Annotated in this window: 22 protein-coding genes; 12 read left to right on the forward strand and 10 right to left on the reverse strand. The window is 73.5% G+C overall.

What is annotated here, in order from left to right:
- The first annotated feature begins 256 nt into the window (after nt 1-256).
- The 3 genes from ACPOLA_RS11525 (at nt 257) to ACPOLA_RS11535 (ending at nt 3,633) form a co-directional block, all read left to right on the forward strand.
- Nucleotides 257-1,291 carry an ATP-binding cassette domain-containing protein gene (locus ACPOLA_RS11525; protein WP_435770578.1) on the forward strand — a complete coding sequence of 345 codons (1,035 nt, stop codon included), beginning with the start codon at nt 257-259 and terminating at the stop codon, nt 1,289-1,291.
- Nucleotides 1,288-2,091 (forward strand): ABC transporter permease, encoded by an 804-nt coding sequence (locus ACPOLA_RS11530; RefSeq protein ID WP_435770579.1) that lies wholly within the window; start codon nt 1,288-1,290, stop codon nt 2,089-2,091. The genes ACPOLA_RS11525 and ACPOLA_RS11530 overlap by 4 nt, the downstream gene beginning before the upstream one ends.
- Nucleotides 2,092-2,199: 108 nt before the next feature.
- A complete protein-coding gene (locus ACPOLA_RS11535) occupies nt 2,200-3,633 on the forward strand; it encodes a hypothetical protein (protein ID WP_435770580.1) in 1,434 nt (477 codons plus the stop codon).
- A gap of 78 nt (nt 3,634-3,711) precedes the next feature.
- Here ACPOLA_RS11535 and ACPOLA_RS11540 read toward each other — a convergent pair whose 3' ends face one another.
- Nucleotides 3,712-5,061, reverse strand: a complete 1,350-nt coding sequence (locus ACPOLA_RS11540; RefSeq protein WP_435770581.1) for a cytochrome P450 — start codon at nt 5,059-5,061, stop codon at nt 3,712-3,714.
- A gap of 223 nt (nt 5,062-5,284) precedes the next feature.
- On the opposite strand from ACPOLA_RS11540, the gene ACPOLA_RS11545 reads away from it, so the two are divergent.
- The 3 genes from ACPOLA_RS11545 (at nt 5,285) to ACPOLA_RS11555 (ending at nt 9,849) form a co-directional block, all read left to right on the forward strand.
- Nucleotides 5,285-6,028, forward strand: a complete 744-nt coding sequence (locus ACPOLA_RS11545; protein WP_435770582.1) for an HAD family hydrolase — start codon at nt 5,285-5,287, stop codon at nt 6,026-6,028.
- Entirely contained in the window at nt 6,025-8,550 is a 2,526-nt protein-coding gene (locus ACPOLA_RS11550; protein ID WP_435770583.1) for a glycoside hydrolase family 65 protein, read from the forward strand. The genes ACPOLA_RS11545 and ACPOLA_RS11550 overlap by 4 nt, the downstream gene beginning before the upstream one ends.
- 66 nt (nt 8,551-8,616) lie before the next feature.
- Nucleotides 8,617-9,849 carry an MFS transporter gene (locus ACPOLA_RS11555; protein WP_435770584.1) on the forward strand — a complete coding sequence of 411 codons (1,233 nt, stop codon included), beginning with the start codon at nt 8,617-8,619 and terminating at the stop codon, nt 9,847-9,849.
- A 2-nt stretch (nt 9,850-9,851) separates the two neighbouring features.
- Here the strand turns inward: ACPOLA_RS11555 and ACPOLA_RS11560 are convergent, their stop codons facing one another.
- Nucleotides 9,852-10,841, reverse strand: a complete 990-nt coding sequence (locus tag ACPOLA_RS11560; protein ID WP_435770585.1) for an NAD-dependent epimerase/dehydratase family protein — start codon at nt 10,839-10,841, stop codon at nt 9,852-9,854.
- A gap of 116 nt (nt 10,842-10,957) precedes the next feature.
- On the opposite strand from ACPOLA_RS11560, the gene ACPOLA_RS11565 reads away from it, so the two are divergent.
- Genes ACPOLA_RS11565 through ACPOLA_RS11575 form a run of 3 tightly spaced genes read left to right on the forward strand, consistent with a single transcriptional unit; the run spans nt 10,958 to nt 13,266 of the window.
- Nucleotides 10,958-11,779 carry a glycoside hydrolase family 25 protein gene (locus ACPOLA_RS11565; protein WP_435770586.1) on the forward strand — a complete coding sequence of 274 codons (822 nt, stop codon included), beginning with the start codon at nt 10,958-10,960 and terminating at the stop codon, nt 11,777-11,779.
- A 37-nt stretch (nt 11,780-11,816) separates the two neighbouring features.
- On the forward strand, nt 11,817-12,203 hold the full coding sequence (trxA, locus tag ACPOLA_RS11570; RefSeq protein ID WP_435770587.1) for a thioredoxin: 387 nt from the start codon (nt 11,817-11,819) through the stop codon (nt 12,201-12,203).
- Complete coding sequence (locus ACPOLA_RS11575; RefSeq protein ID WP_435770588.1) at nt 12,196-13,266, forward strand: LLM class flavin-dependent oxidoreductase; 1,071 nt, start codon at nt 12,196-12,198, stop codon at nt 13,264-13,266. Before trxA ends, ACPOLA_RS11575 begins: the two co-directional genes overlap by 8 nt.
- Before the next feature lie 181 nt (nt 13,267-13,447).
- On the opposite strand, the gene ACPOLA_RS11580 is transcribed toward ACPOLA_RS11575, so the two are convergent.
- Complete coding sequence (locus ACPOLA_RS11580) at nt 13,448-14,245, reverse strand: hypothetical protein (protein ID WP_435770589.1); 798 nt, start codon at nt 14,243-14,245, stop codon at nt 13,448-13,450.
- Nucleotides 14,246-14,596: 351 nt separating this feature from the next.
- On the opposite strand from ACPOLA_RS11580, the gene ACPOLA_RS11585 reads away from it, so the two are divergent.
- Nucleotides 14,597-15,484 (forward strand): sigma-70 family RNA polymerase sigma factor, encoded by an 888-nt coding sequence (locus tag ACPOLA_RS11585; protein ID WP_435770590.1) that lies wholly within the window; start codon nt 14,597-14,599, stop codon nt 15,482-15,484.
- A 4-nt stretch (nt 15,485-15,488) separates the two neighbouring features.
- Here ACPOLA_RS11585 and ACPOLA_RS11590 read toward each other — a convergent pair whose 3' ends face one another.
- The 3 genes from ACPOLA_RS11590 to ACPOLA_RS11600 all read right to left on the reverse strand — a co-directional run bounded on the left by ACPOLA_RS11590 (nt 15,489) and on the right by ACPOLA_RS11600 (nt 17,008).
- A complete protein-coding gene (locus tag ACPOLA_RS11590; protein WP_435770591.1) occupies nt 15,489-16,148 on the reverse strand; it encodes a hypothetical protein in 660 nt (219 codons plus the stop codon).
- Nucleotides 16,149-16,283: 135 nt separating this feature from the next.
- The gene (locus ACPOLA_RS11595) at nt 16,284-16,625 is read right to left on the reverse strand and encodes a 4a-hydroxytetrahydrobiopterin dehydratase (RefSeq protein ID WP_435770592.1); all 342 of its coding nucleotides are present in this window, start codon (nt 16,623-16,625) and stop codon (nt 16,284-16,286) included.
- 11 nt (nt 16,626-16,636) lie between these two features.
- Nucleotides 16,637-17,008 (reverse strand): DoxX family protein, encoded by a 372-nt coding sequence (locus ACPOLA_RS11600; RefSeq protein WP_435770593.1) that lies wholly within the window; start codon nt 17,006-17,008, stop codon nt 16,637-16,639.
- Nucleotides 17,009-17,086: 78 nt separating this feature from the next.
- On the opposite strand from ACPOLA_RS11600, the gene ACPOLA_RS11605 reads away from it, so the two are divergent.
- On the forward strand, nt 17,087-17,560 hold the full coding sequence (locus ACPOLA_RS11605; RefSeq protein WP_435770594.1) for an acyl-CoA thioesterase: 474 nt from the start codon (nt 17,087-17,089) through the stop codon (nt 17,558-17,560).
- A 16-nt stretch (nt 17,561-17,576) separates the two neighbouring features.
- On the opposite strand, the gene ACPOLA_RS11610 is transcribed toward ACPOLA_RS11605, so the two are convergent.
- Nucleotides 17,577-17,879, reverse strand: coding sequence for a DUF1905 domain-containing protein (locus ACPOLA_RS11610; protein WP_435770595.1), 303 nt, complete (start codon nt 17,877-17,879; stop codon nt 17,577-17,579).
- Nucleotides 17,880-17,912: 33 nt separating this feature from the next.
- Complete coding sequence (locus ACPOLA_RS11615) at nt 17,913-18,881, reverse strand: helix-turn-helix transcriptional regulator (RefSeq protein ID WP_435770596.1); 969 nt, start codon at nt 18,879-18,881, stop codon at nt 17,913-17,915.
- A gap of 92 nt (nt 18,882-18,973) precedes the next feature.
- Here ACPOLA_RS11615 and ACPOLA_RS11620 point away from each other — a divergent pair, with 92 nt between their 5' ends.
- Nucleotides 18,974-20,131, forward strand: coding sequence for an epoxide hydrolase family protein (locus tag ACPOLA_RS11620; RefSeq protein ID WP_435770597.1), 1,158 nt, complete (start codon nt 18,974-18,976; stop codon nt 20,129-20,131).
- A gap of 124 nt (nt 20,132-20,255) precedes the next feature.
- Here ACPOLA_RS11620 and ACPOLA_RS11625 read toward each other — a convergent pair whose 3' ends face one another.
- Nucleotides 20,256-20,822 carry an NADPH-dependent FMN reductase gene (locus tag ACPOLA_RS11625; protein WP_435770598.1) on the reverse strand — a complete coding sequence of 189 codons (567 nt, stop codon included), beginning with the start codon at nt 20,820-20,822 and terminating at the stop codon, nt 20,256-20,258.
- 101 nt (nt 20,823-20,923) lie between these two features.
- Nucleotides 20,924-21,685, reverse strand: coding sequence for a VOC family protein (locus ACPOLA_RS11630; protein WP_435770599.1), 762 nt, complete (start codon nt 21,683-21,685; stop codon nt 20,924-20,926).
- Nucleotides 21,686-21,692 lie beyond the last annotated feature (7 nt).

The following is a 21,692-nucleotide window of genomic DNA, read 5'->3' on the forward strand; positions in this document are numbered from 1 at the left end:
CTCGTGGATCCGTGCGGATTCCGATGTCCCCACTCAAGCAGGTTTTCTGGATCCATTCCAGAAAAGGAAGCCTTGCCTAAGCCGTCCGGCCCGCCCGTCGGCCCTGTCCCCGGCCCCTGCCGCTCCCTGCCCCTCCCTGCCCACCGCGCCGGACCGCCGATGAAAACCACTGTCGGTGCCGGTCCCTAGGGTCGGAGAATGCTGGTGCCGGCTGGCACCTTCCCCCCACAGCACGACGAGAGGCGCAGGCGAGCGAATGACCAACCCCCCGATGATCCGCGCCAGCGGACTGGTGAAGCGCTACAAGAGCGTCGAGGCCCTCCGTGGGCTCGACCTGGAGGTCCCCGAAGGCAAGGTCCTGGCGCTGCTGGGGCCCAACGGCGCCGGCAAGACGACGGCGGTCCGCTGCCTCACCACGCTGCTGCGCCCCGACGAGGGCTCGGCGGAGGTGGCCGGCGTGGACGTGCTGGCCGACCCCGTCGGCGTGCGCGCGAAGATCGGCCTCTCCGGGCAGTACGCCGCGGTCGACGAGCACCTGACCGCCTACGAGAACCTCGTGATGATCGGCCGGCTCTACCACCTCGGCAAGGGTGCCGCGCAGCAGCGGGCCCGGCAGCTGCTCGAGCGGTTCGACCTGACCGAGTTCGCCGACCGTCCGGCCAAGACCTACTCCGGTGGCCAGCGCCGCCGGCTCGACCTGGCCGGCGCGCTGGTGGCCGAGCCCCCGGTGATCGTCCTCGACGAGCCGACCACCGGTCTCGACGTCCGCAGCCGTCAGCAGATGTGGGACGTGATCCGCGAGCTGGTGACCGGCGGTACGACGCTCCTCCTCACGACGCAGTACCTCGAGGAGGCCGACCGGCTGGCCGACGACATCGTGGTCATCGACCACGGCCAGGCCATCGCCCGCGGCACCGCCGACGAGCTGAAGGCCCGCACCGGCGGCGAGCGGATCGAGGTCGTGCTCGCCGACGCCGAGGACCGCGACGCGGCCGCGCGGGTCCTCGCCGAGGTGACCGTCGGCGACGTGCACGTCAGCGACAACGGACGCGAGCTCACCGCGGCGGCGGGCGGCAGCGGCGCGAGCGACCTGCTCCGCGTGCTTCAGGGCTTCGAGCGGGAGACGGTGACGGTGCTCGACGTGGGCCTGCGCCGACCCACCCTCGACGACGTGTTCCTCGCCCTCACCGGCCACGCCGCCGAGGACGCAGACCCCACCGACGGTCCCGACGGTGCCGGTGCCGGTGCCGGTGGTGCCGATGGAGACACCGAGAAGGAGCTGGCCCGATGAGCACTGCCGCGCAGGCCCTGTCCGACGGCTGGGTCGTCGCCCAGCGCAACCTGGTCAAGATCAAGCGGGTGCCCGAGGTGCTCGTCTTCGTGCTGATCAGCCCGATCATGTTCGTGCTGCTGTTCGCCTACGTGTTCAGCGGCGCGATCGACACCGGCGGCTCCGTGGGCTACAAGGAGTTCCTGATCGCCGGCATCTTCGCCCAGACCGTGGTCTTCGGCGCGACGTTCACCGGCGCCGGGCTCGCCGAGGACATGCAGAAGGGCATCATCGACCGGTTCCGATCGTTGCCGATGTCGCGATCAGCGGTCCTGGTGGGCCGCACGACCTCCGACGTGGTCTACAACGTGCTGTCGCTGATCATCATGGCGCTCACCGGCCTGCTGGTCGGATGGCGGATCCGCGAGGGCGTGGTCGACGCGATCCTCGGTTTCGCGCTGCTGCTGCTGTTCGCCTACGCGATCAGCTGGGTGATGGCGTACGTCGGGCTCCTCGTGCCCAGCGTCGAGGTGATCAACAACGCCTCCTTCATCGTGATCATGCCGCTCACCTTCGTCTCCAACGCCTTCGTGCCGACCCACACCTTCGGCGGGGTCCTGGAGGTGTTCGTGTCGTGGAACCCGGTGTCGACGCTGACCCAGGCGTGCCGCGAGCTGTTCGGCAACACCGGCGGCATGCCGGTGCCCGACGCCTGGCCGATGCAGAACCCGGTGGCCTACACGCTGATCTGGGTGGGCCTGATCCTCGCGGTGTTCGGGCCGCTCTCGGTGCGCCAGTACCGGCTCACCACCAGCAAGTAGCCCTCGGCAGCCCCGCGCCCCCACCCCGCCGGCCCGCGCCGCACTCCGCCCGGTTTGCGGCCGGGCGCGGCGGGGCAGGGGTCGGGCCTGCCGGCAGAAGGGTGTCCCGTGTCCAGCTACGACGAGATCTGGTCGACGATCGAGAAGATCGTCGACGCCGCCATCGAGGCCGAGATGGCCCGCAACCACTTCTTCCGCGTCGGCGACGACTACCAGATCGCGCACCGCGAGAGCGACGTCGGCGACGGCTGGTCCGGCGGCACGGTCAACGGTCCCGGCTCCGGCCAGGTCCGGTGGATCGTGCAGCCCGACCGCTTCCTGGTGGCGTGGCCAGACCAGCACCTGGAGCTGGTCGCGAGCATCTACGACAAGTGGCAGACCGCCGTGCCCGAGGTGTTCCGCGGCTGGACCTGGCTGCCGGACCCGGCGGCCATGGTCGACGACGTCAACCGGGTCATCCAGGCGGCGCAGCGGATCTCGCAGGGCGAGGACCTCGAGGACGGCCCGCGGATCCCGGCGCACCCCACCCTCCCGGGCAACCTCGCCGAGGCCAACGGCATCCTCGAGAACTTCGAGGGCGGCACGGTCAGTGCCTTCCGGGTCAACTACACCCGGCGGCTGACCGGGACCGTGCTGCCCAACCAGTGCGGCCTGATCTGCGAGATCGCGGAGGGCATGCTGGCCGAGGCGGCGATCTTCAACGAGGCCCGCTCGTCGGTGGTGAGCATCGCCGACTCGATGCTCGCCGCGATGAAGGCAGCGAAGCCGTCGGCCGAGGAGTCCGGCAGCACCGACGCGCTGCTGACCGTTCTCGGCATCGGGCTGTCGTTCGCCGGGATCTTCGCCACCGGCGGGGTCGCCACGGCCATCGGTCTGGCGTCCACGACCCTCAGCACGGTCACCGCGTTCCAGGGCTCGGAGAAGTCGGTGTCGCTGGCCGCCGACCACCCGGACGCCGTGCTCGACGCGGCCCGGGAGGCACTGACCACGCTCAACGACGACATCACCAGCGAGGAGACCGCGGTGCAGGCCACGTTCCGCGGGGTGGCCGACGCGCTCGACGGGCCGATCGGCCGCTACGACCTGCGCGCGCCGAGGGACCTCACCGGCTCCACCAGCCATCAGGAGCTGGTGGGCAGCCCGACCCTGCTCGACGTGGACACCGAACGGTTGCGGAAGGTGGCGCACACCTTCCTGCCGCCGATCGCCGACCTGCTCGACGCGGCCGCGGTGCGGCTGGACCCGTGGCCCGCCCTCTGGACCCGGTCCTACGACATCGGCGTCGACTCCGACGGGCCGCACACCGAGCGCGTGGCGGCGAGCCAGGCATTGGCCAGCGTGCTCGTCGGCACCGCGGCCGAGCTGCGCAACGCCTGCGACCACCTGCTGATCGCCGCGGGCGACTTCGACCGCACCGAGGGCGGGGTGGAGGCCGCCCTGCGGCACCACGCCGAAGAGGTCCGCGAGCAGCCACTGCCCGACGTGCCGTTCGAGCCGCCGCCCTCGCCCTGGGCGGGCAAGCCGCTGGTGCCCTACTTCTGAGCGACCTGCTGACCGGCCCGCTGAGCGAGCCGCTGAGCCGCCTGCTGGGCCGCTTGCTGGGCCGCCTGCTGGGCGACCTCAGACCCCCACGAGGGCGGAGCGCTCCTGCGGCGCGTCCGGCTCGCCGCCGTACAGCCTGACCGGCAGTGCCTCCACGCCGTAGACGGCGGAGAGCTTGCGGAAGTCGAGGTCGTCGATGTCCGCGGCCATCGTGAGGCCGGGGAACCGCTGGGCCAGCATCCGCAGCGAGGTGCGGAGCTCCATCCGGGCCAGCTCGGCGCCGACGCAGCGGTGCATGCCCCAGCCGAAGGACAGGTGCCGCACCGGCTCCCGCGTGGGGTCGAAGGTGTCCAGGCCCTCGCCGAGCCGGGGGTCGCGGTTGGCCGCGAGCAGCGAGACGCCGACCGCGTCGCCGGCGCTGATCGGCACGCCGCCGACGGTCACGTCCCGCTTGGCGAACCGGAGGAACGCCAGCTGGACGACGCAGAGGTGGCGGAGCAGCTCCTCGACGACCCGGTCCACCGAGGCGGGGTCGGACCGCAGCATCCGGCCGGCCTCCGGCGTGGTCGCGATCAGGTAGGCGCCGAGGGCCAGCATGGAGGCCGACGTCTCGTAGCCGCCGAGGAACACCCCGTCGGCGATGCCGCCGAGCGTGACGTCGTCGAGCTCGTCCCCGTGCTCCCGGAGGAGGGCCCCGATCAGGCCGTCCCCCGGGGCGGAGCGCTGCGCGCGGACCGCGTTGATGAGGAACTCGCGGGTGTGCGCGGCCGCGCCGAACGCGCCGGCACCGCCCTCGGTGAGGTCGAACCGCGCGACGCCCAGCTCCAGGAACCGCTGGCGGTCGTCGACGGGCAGGCCCAGCAGGTCGCAGATCACGTCGAACGGCACCGCGAAGGCGAACTCCTGGACGAGGTCGACGGGCGCACCCCCGCAACCCGCCTGCTCCATCGCGTCCAGCCGCTGGGCCACGATCGCCTCGATGCCCGGCTGGAGCCGTGCGAGGCGTCGCATGGTGAACTCGGGCGTGAGGTAGCGGCGCAGCTGCGTGTGCAGCGGCGGGTCGGTCATGCCGAGCCCGCCGATCTGCTCCTCGGCGGACCGGCCCTCCTGGGAGACGAACTGTCCGAGGTCGTTGGACCAGGTGTCGGCGTCGCCGGCCAGCACCTGCCTCGCCTCGTCGTACCCGCTGACCAACCAGACGCCCTTGCCGAACATGTCGGCGAGCTTCTTGACGGGCTGCTCGGCCTGGACCTCCATCAGCTCGGGCAGCGGGTCCAGGCCGGTGCGCTTGAGGGGGAGGGTGACGTTGTCGGGGAGGAAGCGCAGCTTGCGGAGGTCGATGCCGTTGCGCATCGTCCGGTTGAGGAGCCAGACGCCGACGCGCCTCCTCGCAGCGCCGAGCGCAGGGCCGATGGGGGGGAGCCGCATGGCGGCTATTCCACCAGACCAGGCGCCTGCGGCAATCGGTTTTCGGCCCCTTGTCGACCCTGGTCCGGCCCTGGTCCGGCCCTGGTCCGACCCTGACCCGACCCTGACCCGACCCTGACCCGACCCTGGGATGTCCCTGACCCGCGGGCGCGGCGAGGGCTGTCACGGGCCTCACACGCCGGGGGAAGCCGCGGCAGGCGGATCCGGCGTCTAGCCTGAGGGCATGGTGGAGTGGCATGCCTGGGACGCGGCGCTGTTCGACCTCGACGGAGTGGTGACGCCGACCGCCGAGGTGCACATGCGCGCGTGGGCCGCGATGTTCAGCGAGTTCCTCGAGCAGCGGGCGAGGACCGAGGGCGTGGAGTACCCGCCCTACACCGAGCAGGACTACTACGACCACGTCGACGGGAAGCCCCGGTACGACGGCGTCCGCTCCTTCCTCGAGTCGCGCGGCATCCACCTGCCCGAGGGGTCGCCCGACGACCCGCCGACGGCGGAGACGGTGTGCGGACTCGGCAACCGCAAGAACGACTACTTCGCCAGCGTGCTCGACGCCGAGGGCGTGGTGGCCTACCCCGGCTCGGTGGAGCTGATCCGTCGGCTGCACGCCGACGGCCTGCCGCTGGCGGTCGTCTCCTCCTCGCGCAACGCCCCCGACGTGCTGGCGGCGGCCGGGCTCAGCGACTACTTCCGGCTGGTGGTGCACGGTGGGGTCGCGGCCGAGCTGGGCCTTCCGGGGAAGCCGGCTCCCGACACCTTCAGTCACGCCGCCCGGCAGCTGGGCGCCACGAACGAGAGGGCCGTCGTGCTCGAGGACGCCCTCAGCGGTGTCGCGGCCGGTCACGCCGGCGGCTTCGGCCTGGTGATCGGCGTCGACCGCGGTGCGGGGGCGAAGGCGCTCACGGACGCGGGCGCCGACCTGGTGGTGCAGGACCTGGCCGAGCTGCTGTCGGGACAGCCGACGTGACGCCGGTACCCGAGGGCCCCGGCCCCTCCCACAAGGCGCCGCCGCTCGAGGACCCGCTCGACCGGTCGCGCTTCCCGGTCGACGAGTGGCGCCTCGTCGAGACCCGCTTCTGCGACGAGGACCTCGGCACCACCGAGTCGCTGTTCTCGGTCGGGAACGGCTATCTCGGCCTGCGGGGCAACTACTCCGAGAGCCGGGACGCCCACTTCGACGGGACGTTCATCAACGGCTTCCACGAGACGTGGCCGATCTCCCACGCCGAGGAGGCCTACGGCTTCGCCCGGATCGGGCAGACCATCGTCAACGTGCCGGACCCGAAGGTGATCCGGCTCTACGTCGACGACGAGCCGCTGCACCTCTCGATCGCCGACCTCATCGAGTACGAGCGCGCCCTCGACTTCCGCACGGGTGTGCTGAGCCGCGACCTGGTCTGGCGCACCCCCGGCGGCAAGCGGGTGCGGGTGCGCAGCACCCGGATGGTGCCCCTGGAGCAACGTCACCTCGCCGTGCTGTCGTTCGAGGTGACCCTGCTCGACCAGCGGGCGTCGCTGGCGATCTCCTCCCAGCTGATCAACCGGCAGGACGCCGCGCTCGAGGACCCCGAGATCGACGAGGACGTGCTGGCCGGCGGCGACCCGCGCCAGGCCGAGGCGTTCGAGCGGCGCGTCCTGATCCCCCGGCTGCACGGCGCCGACCCGGAGACCGGCCGGATCAAGCTCGGCTACCGGACCGCCGAGAGCGGGATGACGCTCGGCGTGGTCGCCGACCACGTGCTGGAGACCGAGGCCGAGCACTCGATGAGCGTCCACTCCGAGGACGACCTGGCGAAGGTGATCTATCGGATCGCCGCGGATCGCGGGGTGCCGGTCCGGCTCACCAAGCTGGTCTCCTTCCACACCGCCACCACGGTGCCGCCCCGGGAGCTGATCGACCGCTGCGAGCGGACCCTCGACCGCACCCACGAGGAGGGCGTCGACCACCAGTACGCCGCGCAGGCGGCATGGTTGGAGGAGTTCTGGAGCCGGGCCGACGTGGAGGTGCCCGGTCACCCCGCCCTCCAGCAGGCCATCCGGTGGAACCTCTTCTCCGTGCTCCAGGCCTCGGCGCGCGCGGAGGGCCAGGGCATCCCGGCGAAGGGGGTCACCGGGTCCGGCTACGGCGGTCACTACTTCTGGGACACCGAGATCTACGTCCTGCCGTTCCTGACCTACACGATGCCGTGGGCCGCCCGCAACGCGCTGCGCTTCCGCTACACGCTCCTCGACAACGCCCGCCACCGCGCCCGCGAGCTGTCGCAGAAGGGCGCCCTGTTCCCGTGGCGGACGATCAACGGCCACGAGGCCTCGGCCTACTACGCGGCCGGCACGGCGCAGTACCACATCGACGCCGACATCGCCTACGCCCTGAGCCAGTACGTCAGCGCCACCGGCGACCACGAGTTCCTCGTCCTCGAGGCGATCGACATCTTCGTGGAGACCGCGCGCCTCTGGGCCGACCTCGGCTTCTGGCGCGACGAGAACCGGCGCACCTTCCACATCCACGGCGTCACCGGGCCCGACGAGTACACCACCGTGGTGAACGACAACCTGTACACCAACGTGCTCGCGCGCTTCAACCTGCGCCGGGCCGCCCGAGCGGTGTGGGAGCTCCAGCGCAACCACCCCGAGGCGTACGCGGAGCTGGTCCGCCGGACCGGGCTGACCGAGGACGAGCCCCAGGAGTGGGCCGACTGCGCCGCGGGCATGCTGATCCCGTTCGACGACTTCCTCGGCATCCATCCCCAGGACGTCAACTTCCTCGAGCGGGAGATGTGGGACCTGGAGAACACGCCGCTGGAGAAGCGGCCGCTGCTGCTCAACTACCACCCGCTGGTGATCTACCGGTTCCAGGTGCTCAAGCAGGCCGACGTGGTGCTCGCGCTGTACCTCCAGGGGGAGGAGTTCACGCCCGAGCAGAAGAAGGCCGACTTCGACTACTACGACCCGATCACCACCGGCGACTCGACGCTGTCGGCGTCGGTGCAGTCGATCATGGCCGCCGAGGTCGGCTACCACGAGCTGGCGCTGCGCTACTTCCTCTCCGCCCTCTTCGTCGACCTGGCGGACCGCCACCACAACACCGCCGACGGCGTGCACGTCGCGTCGACCGGCGGGGTGTGGAGCTCCCTGGTCGCCGGCTTCGGTGGCTTCCGCGACATCGGTACGGCGGCGGGCGAGCACCAGTTCCAGATCGACCCCAGGCTCCCGGAGTCGTGGGAGGCGCTCGTCTACCGGGTGACGCTGTGCGGCACCCGGGTGCGGGTGACGGTGCGCGCCGAGGAGCTCGAGCTCTTCGTCGAGAGCGGCGATGCGTCCGTGCCGTTCGACGTCCGCGGTGACGTGGTCACGGTCGCACCGGGCGAGCCCGTGGTCGTGCCGCTCAAGCACCAGGGCCCGCGGCTGGAGGGCGAGCCGCCGTACCCGGCCGGCGTCCAGCGCGCCGACGGCACGGTGATCTCGGCCATCGTGCCGACCGGCGACTGACGCCGGTGTCCGGCTGCGGTCGGCCGGGGTGGTCGGCCGGCATGAGGCGGCGGTGAGGCGCGCGTGGTGAGCCGGACCGCCGACCCCGGCACGGGTGAGGCGCCCCCCGCCGCACGCCCGTCGGACGCCCGCAGGTGGACGATGCTGGGCGTCAGCACGATGGCGCAGGCCTCGTCGGCGGCGATGGTGCACGGCCCGGCGTTCCTGATCCCGGCGCTCCACCACGACGCCGGGATGTCGCTTGCCGAGGCGGGCCTGGTGGCGGCCGCTCCGATGGCCGGCCTGATGTGCACGCTCGTCGCCTGGGGCCTCGTCGTGGACCGGCGCGGGGAGCGGTTCGCGATGCTGGCCGGGCTGTCCACGGTGGCCGCGGCCGGCGCGGCGGCGGCGGTGCTCGACGGGGTCTGGACGCTCGCGGCGGCGCTGCTGGTCGCCGGCGCCGCCTCGGGTGCCACCAACGCGGCGTCCGGCCGGGTGGTCGTCGGCTGGTTCCCGCCGGACCGGCGTGGGCTGGCGATGGGCGTCCGGCAGTGCGCCCAGCCGCTCGGCGTCGGGGTCGGTGCGCTCACCATGGCGGTGATCGCCGACGGCCGCGACGTGCACGCCGCGCTGTGGGTGCCGACCGGGCTGGCCGCCGCCGCGCTGGCCCTGGTGGCGGCGGTGCTGGCGGACCCGCCGCGCCCGCCCGCGGCCGAGCTCGGCGCCACCGCCAGCCCCTACCGCACCGACGGCTTCCTCCTCCGGGTGCACCTGACGTCGGCGATCCTGGTCGTGCCGCAGTTCGTGGTGTGGACGTTCGGGCTCACCTGGCTGGTCGACGACCTCGGGTGGGCGGCCGGTCTCGCCGGACTGGTCGTGGCGCTGACCCAGCTGCTCGGGGCGGCCGGGCGGATCGCGGCCGGCCACCTCTCCGACGCCGTCGCCAGCCGGGTCCGGCCGATGCGCTGGATCGCGTGGTCGGCCGCGGCCACGATGCTGGCCCTCGGGGCGGCCGCCGCGCTGCCCGGCGCCGTCGCCGCCGCCGTCGCGGTGCTGCTCCTGGTGGTCGGCTCGACCGTCACCGTCGCCGACAACGGCCTGGCCTACACCGCCGTCGCGGAGCGAGCGGGGCCGCACTGGTCAGGGCGCGCCCTGGGCGTGCAGAACACCACGCAGTACGTCGTGGCCGCCGCGGTGCCGCCGGTCGCCGGCGTCGCGATCACCGCGTGGGGGTACGGCGCCGCCTTCGCGCTGGCCGGGCTGCTGCCGCTGGTCGCCGTGGCGACGGCGCCCGTCGCCGCCGAGCGACCGTTCGGCTGAGCTCAGCGGGCGCGCCAGTCGGCCAGCAGCTCCTGCTCGCGCTCGGCGCTGATGCCGGTGACCGGAGCCGCCGGATCCTCGTCCAGCCACGCGCGGGTGTCCGCGCACGACGCACCCACCGGACGGGTGCGCAGGCCGGCCCGGTGCGCGGGCGCGGCGTCGTGGGCCAGCATGCCGTCGTACGCCGGCCGGGGGAGCCAGAGCGGGATGCTCTCCGGACCCGACCACGGCTGCACCCCGTGGGCCTTCAGGAACTGCTGGTCGACCCACACCAGCTCGGCGTCCGGGGCGCAGGCCCCCAGCAGCTCCGCGAACGTCAGCGGCGCCCCGACGGCGTCGTACACCGGATCGGCGCCTCCGCCGTGCTGCGCGTCCGGACCCTGCTCGGCGAGCGTCACCACCCACGCCGCCAGGTCGCGCACGTCGATCACCTGGACCACGTCGTCGGGGCGGCCCGGCGCGAGCACCGCCCCGCCCCGGCCGAGCCGGCGCGCCCAGTAGGCGAACCGCCCGGTCGGGTCGCCGGGACCGACGATCAGTCCGGGGCGGACGACGACGGCCGTCGCGGCCTGCTCCTGCACCAGCTGCTCGCAGCCGACCTTCATCGGCCCGTAGGCCTCCGGCGAGCGGGCGAGGTCGACGTCCTCGGCGACCGGCCGGTGCAGCCGCCCGACGCCGGGTCCGCCCGGGTCGGCGTCGTCGGCGTAGACGCTGATCGTGGAGACGAACACCCAGCGCGCGTCCGGGAGCGCGGCGAGCGCCCTGCGGACGTGCGACGGTCTCCGCGCCACGTCGACGACCGCGTCGAAGCGGTCCGTCGCGAGTGGTTCCGGCACGGCCTCGTCCCGGTCCCAACGGACGAGGGTCGCGCCCTCGGGGACGGTGCCGGACTCGCCGCGGCACGCGCAGACCACGGTGTGGCCGCGGCGCAGCGCCTCGGCCGCGACCTCACGGGACAGGAAGACGGTGCCGCCCAGGACCAGGAGTCTCATGGCGCCATCCCAGCGGCTCCGGGCACCGCGCGGTAGGGACTTCTGCTCGTGGCGGAAGGGCGGTCGCCCGCTGCCCAGCGCTCCGCCGTGGTCAGCTGGGGTGGTTGGCTGGGTGGGTGCGCACCTCCGTGCCTGCTCTCGTCGCCGTGGTCGTCCTGGTCGCCGCCGGGGCGGTGTCGGGCTGCGGTGGCGACGGCACTCCGAAGGACGGCGTGCCCGCGTCGACCTCCACGCCTCCGCGGTCGGCGACCGGGGAGGAGAGCGGGGCGAGCGGTCCGGCCACCGGTCCGCCGGTCTCACGAGCGCCCCGCCCGTCCCGCTCGACGGACCCCACCACCGGCCCGACCGCGGACCCGACCACCGGGCCGCTGCGGGGGATCGACGCCTCCCACCACCAGGGCGCGATCGACTGGCGACGGGTGGCCCGCCACGGCATCGCGTTCGCCTACCTCAAGGCGACCGAGGGCACCGGGTTCACCGATCCGCGCTTCGCCGAGAACCGGCGCGCGGCGCTGCGCGAGGGCATCCGGGTCGGCGGCTACCACTACTTCCAGCTCTGCTCGGACGGCGCCGCGCAGGCGGCACACTTCATCGCGGTGCTCGGCGACAACGCCGGCCGGCGCGGCCTGCCGCCGGCGATCGACCTCGAGCTGGCGGGCAGCTGCGCCACGCCGCCGGACCGGGCGGCCCTGCTCGCCGAGGTCCGCTCGTTCCTCGATGCCGTCGAGGAGCGCTTCGGCACCAGGCCGGTCGTCTACCTCTATCCCGAGCTCGAGGAGCGCTACTCGTTCGCTCGCGCGCTGTCGGCCTACCCGCAGTGGGTGCGCCGGCTCGGTGACCGCCCACCGCGGCGGGAGTGGCACCTCTGGCAGTACGACGACCGGGCCTCGGTCCCCGGCATCAACGGCCCCGCGGACCTGAACCTGATGCGGCGCTGAGCCGGAATACCGGCGGTCCTGACGCGTTGAACCCCCTATGGCCACGATCGACCTGACCGCAGGCAACTTCGAGCAGACCGTCCTCGACAACGACATCGTCTTCGTGGACTTCTGGGCCTCCTGGTGCGGCCCCTGCCGCAGCTTCGCGCCCGTCTACGAGGCGGCGTCGGAGGAGCACGGCGACCTCGTCTTCGGCTCGGTGAACACCGAGGAGGAGCAGCAGCTCGCTGCGGCGGCGCAGGTGAGCTCGATCCCGACGCTGATGGCGTTCAAGAAGGGTGCGCTCGTGTTCTCCCAGGCCGGCGCGCTGCCCGCCCCCGCGCTCGCCCAGGTGATCTCCGCGGTCCGCGACTTCGACGTCGACGCGGCCCTCGCCCAGTCCGGCGACGCCGCGGAGCAGCCCGGCGACCAGCCCGGTGCCTGACCTCCCGGTGGGCGGCCCGGCCGCGCCCGTCGGGATCCAGCTCGGCCTCGACACCTTCGGTGACGTCACCGTCGACGCCGACTCCGGCGTCCGGCTGCCGCACCACCAGGTGGTGCGCAACGTGGTGGCCGAGGCCGTGCTCGCCGACCAGGTCGGGGTCGACGCCATCGGCGTGGGCGAGCACCACCGCGACGACTTCGCCGTCTCGGCCCCCGACCTGGTGCTCGCCGCCGTCGCGGCCCGCACCGAGCGGATCCTGCTCGGCACCGCGGTCACGGTGCTCAGCTCCGACGACCCGGTCCGCGTCTACGAGCGGTTCGCGACGCTCGACGCCCTCTCGGGCGGCCGGGCCGAGGTGACCCTCGGCCGCGGCTCGTTCACCGAGTCCTTCCCGCTCTTCGGCTACGACCTCGCCGACTACGACCAGCTCTTCGCCGAGAAGCTCGACCTCTGGGCCGCGCTGCAGGGCGAGGGGCGGGTGAGCTGGGACCAGGGCCGGCTCCGCGCGCCGCTCCACGACGTCGAGCTCTTCCCCAGGACCGAGCGCGGCTCGGTGCCGACCTGGATCGGGGTCGGCGGGTCACCGGAGTCCGTGTTGCGCACCGCCCGCTACGGGTTCCCGCTGATGCTGGCGATCATCGGCGGGGAGCCGGCCCGGTTCGCGCCGTACACCGACCTCTACCGCCGTGCTCTCGACGAGCTCGGACAGCCGGCGCTGCCGATCGGCGTCCACTCCCCCGGGTTCGTCGCGGACACCGACGAGGAGGCCCGCGAGCTCCTCTACCCGCACTTCAAGGCCAACCGCGACCGGATCGGTCGCGAACGCGGCTGGGGACCGGTCACCCGGGCGCAGTACGACGCCGAGATCGAGCACGGCGCCCTGTTCGTCGGTTCGCCGGAGACGGTCGCGCAGAAGATCGCCAGCACCGTGCGGACCCTGGGCGTGCAGCGGTTCGACCTGAAGTACAGCAACGGGCCGCTGCCGCACTCCCACCTGCTGCGCTGCATCGAGCTGTACGGCACCCGGGTCGCCCCCCGCGTGCGCGAGCTGCTGTCCGGGTAGGGACGCCGGCGAGCCGCCCGCCCCGCCCGGCGTGCGCACGCCAGGACGGGACGGGCGCCCGGCCCGGACCGGGTGCCGGGGCCCCTCGCTGCTCCCGAACTCCCTGTCGCGAGGGACCCGTGCCCGTGGCGGGACGAAGTGGGGGCGCCCCGCCACGGGTGGTGCGATGGTCGGCGGTCGGCTAGAGGCCCGTCTCCTCGACGTGCTCACGCTCCCAGACGGCGGCGGGGATCCGCTTCTCCGCCGGCGAGCAGTTCTCGCCGGTGGGCGTCACCGTCCGGTCGACGTCGGCCAGCTCGCCGTTCTCGTAGACCCGCTCGATCCGGATCGCCGCGCCGCACCGGAACCGGTGCTCGACCTCGGTGGTGGTCACCACGCCGCCGACGTCACCGTCGGGACCGGTGTCGGGGTTCGGGTCCACGACGCCACCGACGGTGCCGCAGCCCGGCTCGTCGCCGTTGAGGTCACCGTCCGGGCACTCAGCCGGCGGCGGCGGCGGGGTTCCGCAGCCCGGCGCGTCGCCGTTGAGGTCGCCGTCCGGGCACTCGGCCGGCGGCGGCGGGCAGCCGTTGACCGGCACGGGGTGGATGTCACCGTGGCCGAGATGGGCCGGCAGGGCCTCGGCCGCGAACGTGAGTTCCTGATACGACCCGTTGCCGAGGAGATGACACACGGTCACCATCTCGGCAGCCGGCGCCTGACAGTTCGGTGGGGTTCCGACCTGCCCCTCCGGGCACTGCTCCGGCGGCGCCTCGGCCGTGCAGGCGCCGAGGTAGTCCTGCTCGTGGCCGGCCCGCGGTGTGCCGTTCTCGTTGAAGTGGCCGCCAGGGCCGTAGACCGCGTTCTCGCTGATCGTCAGCGTCACGAACTGGTCGGTGCCGGCCTGTCCGGCAGCATGGCAGATGGTGATCTGGTGGTTGTCGGCCTGTGCAGGGGAGGCCGTCAGCACGACGGCCAGCCCCGTGCACGTGAGCAACACGCTCGCGAGCGTGATCAGTGTTCGTCTCATTCCGAGGGAGCCTCTCGGTGTCAGGGGTCGCCCCAGCGACCCGTTCGGGTGTGACTCGTCCCGAGACCGAGCCGGTCAACCTGTGGGGCGTCGGCGCCGCGGTCGCGGGTCGGGAGCGGGAGCACCCCGGCGACCGGGCACAGAGGCCCTACGCATACAGGACGCAGCGAGGGCGGCGCCCATGACGGAGGACAGCGGGTCGCGAGTAAAGAAATCCCGGTTGGCCGCGCGACCTCCGGACGCCGACCTACGCTCGAGCTGCGATCAGTCGTGCGCTCGGGGGGATGCGCTGGTGGCGACCTGCTTCCGATGGGAAACCCGATGCTGCCAGCCGCTCTCGACGCGACCGACCCGGCCGACGAGGCTGTCGAGCCGGACGAGGCCGTCCTGCTGGCGCGGGCCCGCGCCGGTGACCGCACCGCGGTCGCCGCCCTCTACGCGCGCCACCGGGAGGCGGCCCTGCGGCTCGCGCAGCTGCTCGCGGGCCCGGACGGCGCCGAGGACCTGCTGGCGGACGCCTTCGCTCGCATCGTGGCGCGGTTCGCCGCCGGCGGGGGACCGACGTCGAGCTTCCACGGCTACCTGTTCACCACGATCCGCAACCGGCACCGCGACCTGCAGCGCCGCGGTGGCCGCGAGGAGCCGGTCTCGGACCAGCCGTGGCTCCTCGACGGCGCCGTCGCACCCGTCGAGCCGTCGCTCGACGGCCTCGACGGCCCCGGCGGGACCGGCCAGCTCGGCGAGCTCGACGCGGTGGCGGTCGCGGCGCTCGCGACGCTGCCCGCCCCGTGGCAGCGGGTGCTGCGGCTGCTGGAGGTGGAGGAGCTCGGCATCGCCGAGGTCGCCGCACGCACGGCGCTCAGCCCGGCCGCCGTGTCCTCGCTGGCCTACCGCGCGCGCGAGGGGCTGCGCACCGCCTACCTCGACCACCGGGTCGGCCAGCACCCGGCGGCCAGCAGCGAGTGCGCCTGGGTGCGGCAGCGGCTGAGCCGCTACGTCCGTGCGGGCCTCGGCGCCCGCGGCACCGCCAGGACCGCCGCCCACCTGACCGGCTGCAGCGGCTGCGGCCGGCTGGTGGCCGAGCTGGAGCAGGTCAACCGGTTGTTCCGCTTCCCGCGGGTCACCCACCGACCGGCGTACGACGGCCACCCGGCTGCGGAGCGGCCGCGACCGGCGCGCGACGCATCGGCGGCGTCGGCGGCGAGCTGACGCCTCACACCTGCCGGTCGGCGGGCCCGGCGGGCAGGAACTGGGCGCTGATCGCCGGCCAGGCGGCGTCGATGAGCCGTTCCATGTCCAGCGAGGTGGCACGCCGGACGTAGGGCTTCGCCAGCTCCGTCCGGAGCACCCTGATCAGGAACCGGCGCAGCTCGGCCTCCAGGCCCGCCACCTTCTGCAGCACCGCGCCCCGGCGGGTGTCGGCGCTCAGCTGCAGCCCGATCTGCTCCTCGGTCGGCACGCCGATCTCCAGCCGCAGCCGCACCGGCTCCTCGGTGTGCACCACGATCGTCAGCGGGACCACGACCTCGGCGTTGAAGGTCAGCGTGTCCAGCGGCACGTCGAGGTCGAAGGTCACGCTGATGGGCAGGTCCACGGCGTAGGTCAGCAGCGGCCGTCCGGGGACCTCCGCGCCGGTCGTCGGGTGGTAGGTGCCCACGATGCTCACGCTGGCGAAGGCCCGGCCCGGCCCGGCGCCGATCGGGCCGAGCACCAGCTGGTCGCCCAGCACCTGGTCGACGGTGCGCAGCACCCGCTCGAGGTTGAGCACCCGCCGCACCCAGTTCACACCGAACCGCTCGTAGGGCACCTCCACGGCCTCGGGCACGCCGTCGGTGCCGGAACGGTTGCCGCCGGTGCCGCCGGTGTCCTCCATGGCTGCCGCCCTTCGTCGCGCATGGTCTCCGCACTGCGCGCGGTGCTCAGAACCCGCGCCAGGACTGGCGATTGTGCTACACGACTCCCGGCGTACGACGGCGGGGCGACCCGCCGGGGCGAAGGCTCGCCTTCGTCAGCCGTCGACCCAGGCGCGGACCGCACCCGGGTCGGCCGGCACGCCGGCGTCGCGCGCGGCGGCGGAGATCTGCCGGGCGAGGTCGACGTCCGCGGTCGTCAGCGACGACGTCGCGTGCGTCGTGAGGCGCACCGCCACCGTCGGGTAGGTGAGCAGCACGTCGGGGTGGTGGTCGGCGGCGTCGGCCAGCGGGCCGATCCGGTCGACCAGCGCCACACCGGCGGCGAAGGAGCCGGTCCGGAACACCGCGTGGGCGTGGACGCCGAGCACCCGCCAGTCCTCGACGCCGTCCGCCCGCGCGAACTCGTCCGCACCGATCTCGTCGTACTGCCGTGCCATCGGCTGCCTCCTCAGAGCTGGCTGAACCGCAAGACTGCCACGGCCACCGCCAGCACGAGGAGAGCAGCCGGCACCACCACGGCCTGCTTCTCGCCGCGACGCAGGTGCACCACCACGGCGCCCGCCAGGATCAGCGCGAGGCCGACGGCCGCGACGGGGCTCAGCACCGGAGCGATGTCGAGCAGCCACGGCAGCACCAGGCCCGCGGCGCCGACCACCTCGAGCACGCCGATGGCCTTGACCTGCCCGGCCGCGAAGTCGGCCGACCACAGCATGGCCGGGTTCTCGAGCAGCTTCTCGCGGTCGACGAGAGCCTTGGTCAGGCCCGCGACGAGCATCGCCGCCGCCAGCACGCCGGTCAGGATCCACGCGAGGATGTCCATGTGGCCCGAACCACGCCCACCGGTGGCTTGTTCCCCGCCGCGCGGCTGTCCGGGCGGTCGCGCTGCGAGGATGCGCGGGTGGGCGAGGTCTTCGAGTGCGAGATCCAGGCGCGGCTGCGCGACATCAACCTCGGCGGGCACGTCGACAACGTGGAGGCGCTGCGCGTCCTCGACGAGGCCCGGCTGCTCTTCTTCCGGTTCGCTTCGCTCCCGGCCGGCGCCGGCGGCACGGGCCTGCTGCGCGACGTGCCGTCGGGCGTCGTGGAGCTCGTCGGCTCGCAGCGGGTGGACTACCAGGCGGAGATGCGGTTCGTCGCCTACCAGCCGTTCCTGGTGCGGATGTGGGTCGGCCACGTCGGCCGGTCCTCGTTCGCCGTCAGCTACGAGCTGCGCGTCGCGCCCGACCACGAGCCGGCACTGTGCGCCGAGACCTCCCTGGTGCTGTGGGACGGCCGGGCTCAGTCGGCGTGGCAGATCGACGACCGCGTACGCGCGACCCTGACGTCGTACCTCGGCGAGCCGGTCGCGCTCCGCGAGCGCCCCGGCCGCTGACCCGGGCCCGCTCGGCTCACGGCCGCCGCGGCGCCAGCGTGAGCACCGCGTCGAGCTCCTCGCCGGCGTCGATGCCCTCGACCCGGCGGACGGCGACCTTGAGCGGCAGCAGGTAGCCGCCGTCCTTGGGGAAGAGCGCGGTGCTGAACGTCGTGTCCCCGATCCGGACGACCACCGCCACCTGCCCCCAGTACTCCAGGCCGCGCGCGGCCTCCTTGATCTCGGCGCTCTCCTCGAGCGGCACCGTCAGGAAGAAGTACGGCGCCGGCCCGCGCCACTCCACGACGGTGCCACGGAAGGCGATCTCCGACCCGGTCACCGGGCCAGCCTGGCACCCACCACGGACACCGGCTCAGCCGCCCGCTGTCACCGACCCGGCGACCGCACGGGCGTAGCGCTCGGCGAGCTCATGGAGGTGGCCGACCAGCGCGGACGGACGCTCCACGGTGAAGTCCAGGCCGAGCATGCCGATCCACACCGCGACCATCTCCAGGCTGTCGCCCCCGGTGACGAGCACGCTGGTGCCGTCGGGCCGCGGCTCGACCGTGCCGACGGCCGGGTTGATCCGGCGCAGCACCTCCTCGGCCGGCGCGGCGATCACCAGCCGGGCGTGGACCGCCCAGCCGGTCCGGGCCACCTCGCGCACGACGAACTCGGTGTGGTCGAACGGCATCGGCTCGGCGGCGAACCTCCGTCCGCCCGGAGTGCGGAGCACCAGCCAGTCGAGGCGGTACGGCGCCCACGCGCCGCTGCTCGCGTCGCGGCCGACGACGTACCACCGCCGCTGCCACGCGACCAGGTGGTAGGGCTGCACCTCGACGGGCTCGTCGCGGTAGTGGGCGCGCAGCCCCTCGCGGTCGCGGATCGCGGCGGTGACCGCCGTCAGCACCGCGGGCGGGACCTCGGGGTCCTCGACGTTGGAGGCGGTGTTCGCGGGACCGGTGCTGGTCGTCTCGCGGAAGGTCGCGAGCTGGCGCCGGAGCCGCTCCGGCAGGACGTGCTCGAGCTTGGCGAGGGCCCGGTGGGAGCTCTCCGCGAAGCCGGCTACCCCGGCCCCGGCCTGCAGCCCGACGGCCACGGCCACCGCCTCCTCATCGTCGAGCAGCAGCGGCGGCAGCTTGGCACCCACCCCCAGGCGGTAGCCACCCGCCGGGCCGCGGAGCGCGTCGACGGGATAGCCGAGCGCCCGCAGCCGGGTCACGTCGTTGCGCACCGTCCGGACCGTCACGCCAAGCTCGGCGGCGAGCTCGGCGCCCGCCCAGCCGGGCCGCGACTGGAGCAGCCCGAGCAGGGCCAGCAGCCGCGCCGAGGTCTCTTGCACGAATCCCAGAGTAGAGGAACGAACCGTGCCGCATTGCTACCTAGCGTCGTTCTCGACCGGCCCGCCCGGGCCACCGACCGAGAGGCAGTGCGATGACCGACCCGATGACCACGACCCCCGACCCCCACTCCGCCCCGCTCCGGGTCACGCCCTTCCGGGTCGAGCTGCCCCAGGAGGACCTCGACGACCTGCGGGCGCGGCTCGACCGCACCCGGTTCGCCGAGCCGGCACCCGGCGACGCCTGGGACTACGGCACGCCGCAGCACTACCTGCGTGCCATGGTCGAGCGGTGGCAGGCCTTCGACTGGCGCCAGGTCGAGGAGACCGTCAACCGGTACGACGGGTTCGTCACCGAGCTCGACGGCCAGCGGGTGCACTTCCTGCACGTCCGCTCGGCGGTGGCGGAAGCGACCCCGCTGCTGCTCGCCCACAGCTACCCCGGGTCGTTCCTCGACTTCGTCGACATGATCGGGCCGCTCACCGACCCCGAGGCGCACGGCGGCCGCCGCGAGGACGCCTTCCACCTGGTGATCCCCTCGATGCCGGGCTTCGGGTTCTCCACCCCGGTCGCCGACGGCGGGTGGACCGTCGGCCGGGTCGCCCGTGCCTGGGACCGGCTGATGCGCGGGCTCGGCTACCCGTCGTACGGCGTGCACGGCAGCGACCTCGGCGCCATGGTGGGGCGCGAGCTGGCCGTGCTCGACCCCGAGGGCTTCCTCGGCGCGCACGTGCTCCAGCTGTTCTCCTTCCCCTCCGGCGACCCCGACGAGACGGCCGGCTTCGGCGAGGAGGAGTACGCCGCCCTCGCGCACCTGCAGTGGTTCCAGTCGGTCGGCGGCTACAACGCCATGAACGGCACCCGGCCGCAGACCGTGGCGGCGGCCCTCGCCGACTCCCCGGTCGGCCAGCTGGCCTACAACGAGCTCTTCGAGAGCTTCGGCAACGGCACCAGCCGGGTCTCCCCCGAGCAGGTGCTCGCGCAGGTCAGTCTGTACTGGCTGACCAACACCGCGGCCGGCGCCGTGCGCTACCACTACGAGGAGCAGCACGCCGGCGCCCCGCCCGAGGTGAGCACCGGGCGGATCGGGGTCGCGGTCTTCAAGGACGACTTCCAGACGATCCGGGCCCTCGCGGAGCGCGACAACGCGCGCATCGAGCACTGGTCGGAGCACCCCGAGGGCGGCCACTACGCGGCGATGGAGGTGCCGGCGGCCGTCGTCGCGGACCTGCGGGACTTCTTCGGCCGTTGACCGGGCACGTCAGAGGGCCGGACGGGATCCTCCCGCCCGGCCCTCCGTGTCGGTGGGGGCGGCTTCCCGGCCACCCCAGTCGGGTCAGGCAGCCCAGTCAGCAAGGCAGCCCGGCCGGGCCCGGTCAGCCGCCGGTGCGCACGCTCCGGAGTGCGCCGGCCCAGCTCTCGAGCTGGTCGAACATGGTCTGCGCCTCGTCGCCGTGGACCGATGCCGGCGTGAACTCGGAGTAGTTCTCGAAGTCGTTGACGAAGGTGAACGACACCTGCTGCCGCACGTGGGCCATCTGCAGCTCGCTGGCCATGGCGCGCAGGTGCTCGATGGCCCGGGCGCCGCCGAGCGACCCGTAGCCGACGAAGGCGCACGCCTTGTCGTTCCACTCCGCGTAGAGGTAGTCGAGGGCGTTCTTCAGCACCGCGGAGGTGGAGTGGTTGTACTCCGGCGTCACGAAGACGTAGCCGTCGTACTGGCCGATGGTCTCGGCCCACTGCTTGGTGTGGTCGTGCTGGTAGTCGCCCATCGAGGGCGGGATCGGCTCGTCGAGCATCGGCAGCGGGTGGTCGCGCAGGTCGATCAGGTCGTACGACGCCGGCCGGCTGCTCGCCTGCTTGGCGACCCAGTCGGCGACCGCCGCGCCGTTGCGGTTGGGCCGGGTGCTGCCCAGGATGATGGCGATGCGGGTGCTGGTCATGGTGCCTCCCTCGGGTCGGGACTCTCGGGTGGTGCTCCCTAGGCGGTACCCGACGGCTCGACCAGTCAGACCGGCGCCGCGCAGCCCGGGCGTGTCCCGGCTCAGGCGCCCGTCGTGCCGGCGCCGTCGGGGCCGGCAGGGTCGGCAGGGTCGGCAGGGCCGGCAGGGCCGGCAGGGTCGGCGGCGAAGGCGCAGAACTCGTTGCCGACCGGGTCGGCCAGCACCGTCCAGTGCACGTCGCCGTCCGGCGCGCGCAGCACCCGGGCGCCTCGGCCGGTCAATGCCGGCACGCTGTCGGTGGTGATGTCGAGGTGGATCCGGTTCTTGACGGTCTTCGGCTCCGGCACCGGCTGGGTGACCAGGGCCTCGAACGGGGCGCCGGGGATGTCGGAGACCCAGGCGAACCGGTCGTCGGCGTCGCGCTCGACCGTGCCGCCGAGCACGTCGGCCCACCAGGTGGCGAGCGCGTGGTGCTCGCCGGGAGGACAGTCGACGACCACCTCGAGCAGACGGTCGTCCGGCGGCCGGTCGCGCTCGAAGACGCACAGCTCACCGCCCTCCGGGTCGCGGACCAGCTGCCACGGGAAGCTGTGGAGGTCGACCGGCCGGGCGCCGACGCCGAGCACGTCGGCCACCGCCCGGGCGTGCACGTCGAGATGCATCCGCTGCTTGACCGTCACCGGCTCCGGCACGCCGTTGATCCAGACCGTGTGCTGCGGCGTCGGACCGGTCAGCCGGGCGAGGACCCGGTCGTCGCGGTCGAGCACCTCCAGATCCAGCCCGAGGACCGCGGCCCAGAACGCGCCGAGCCGGCGCACGTCGGTCGCGTCGATGCACAGCGCCTGGTAGGTCCCGAGGGCCATGGCCCCC

Source organism: Nocardioides proteolyticus (genome assembly GCF_051280635.3).
Lineage (GTDB): Bacteria > Actinomycetota > Actinomycetes > Propionibacteriales > Nocardioidaceae > Nocardioides.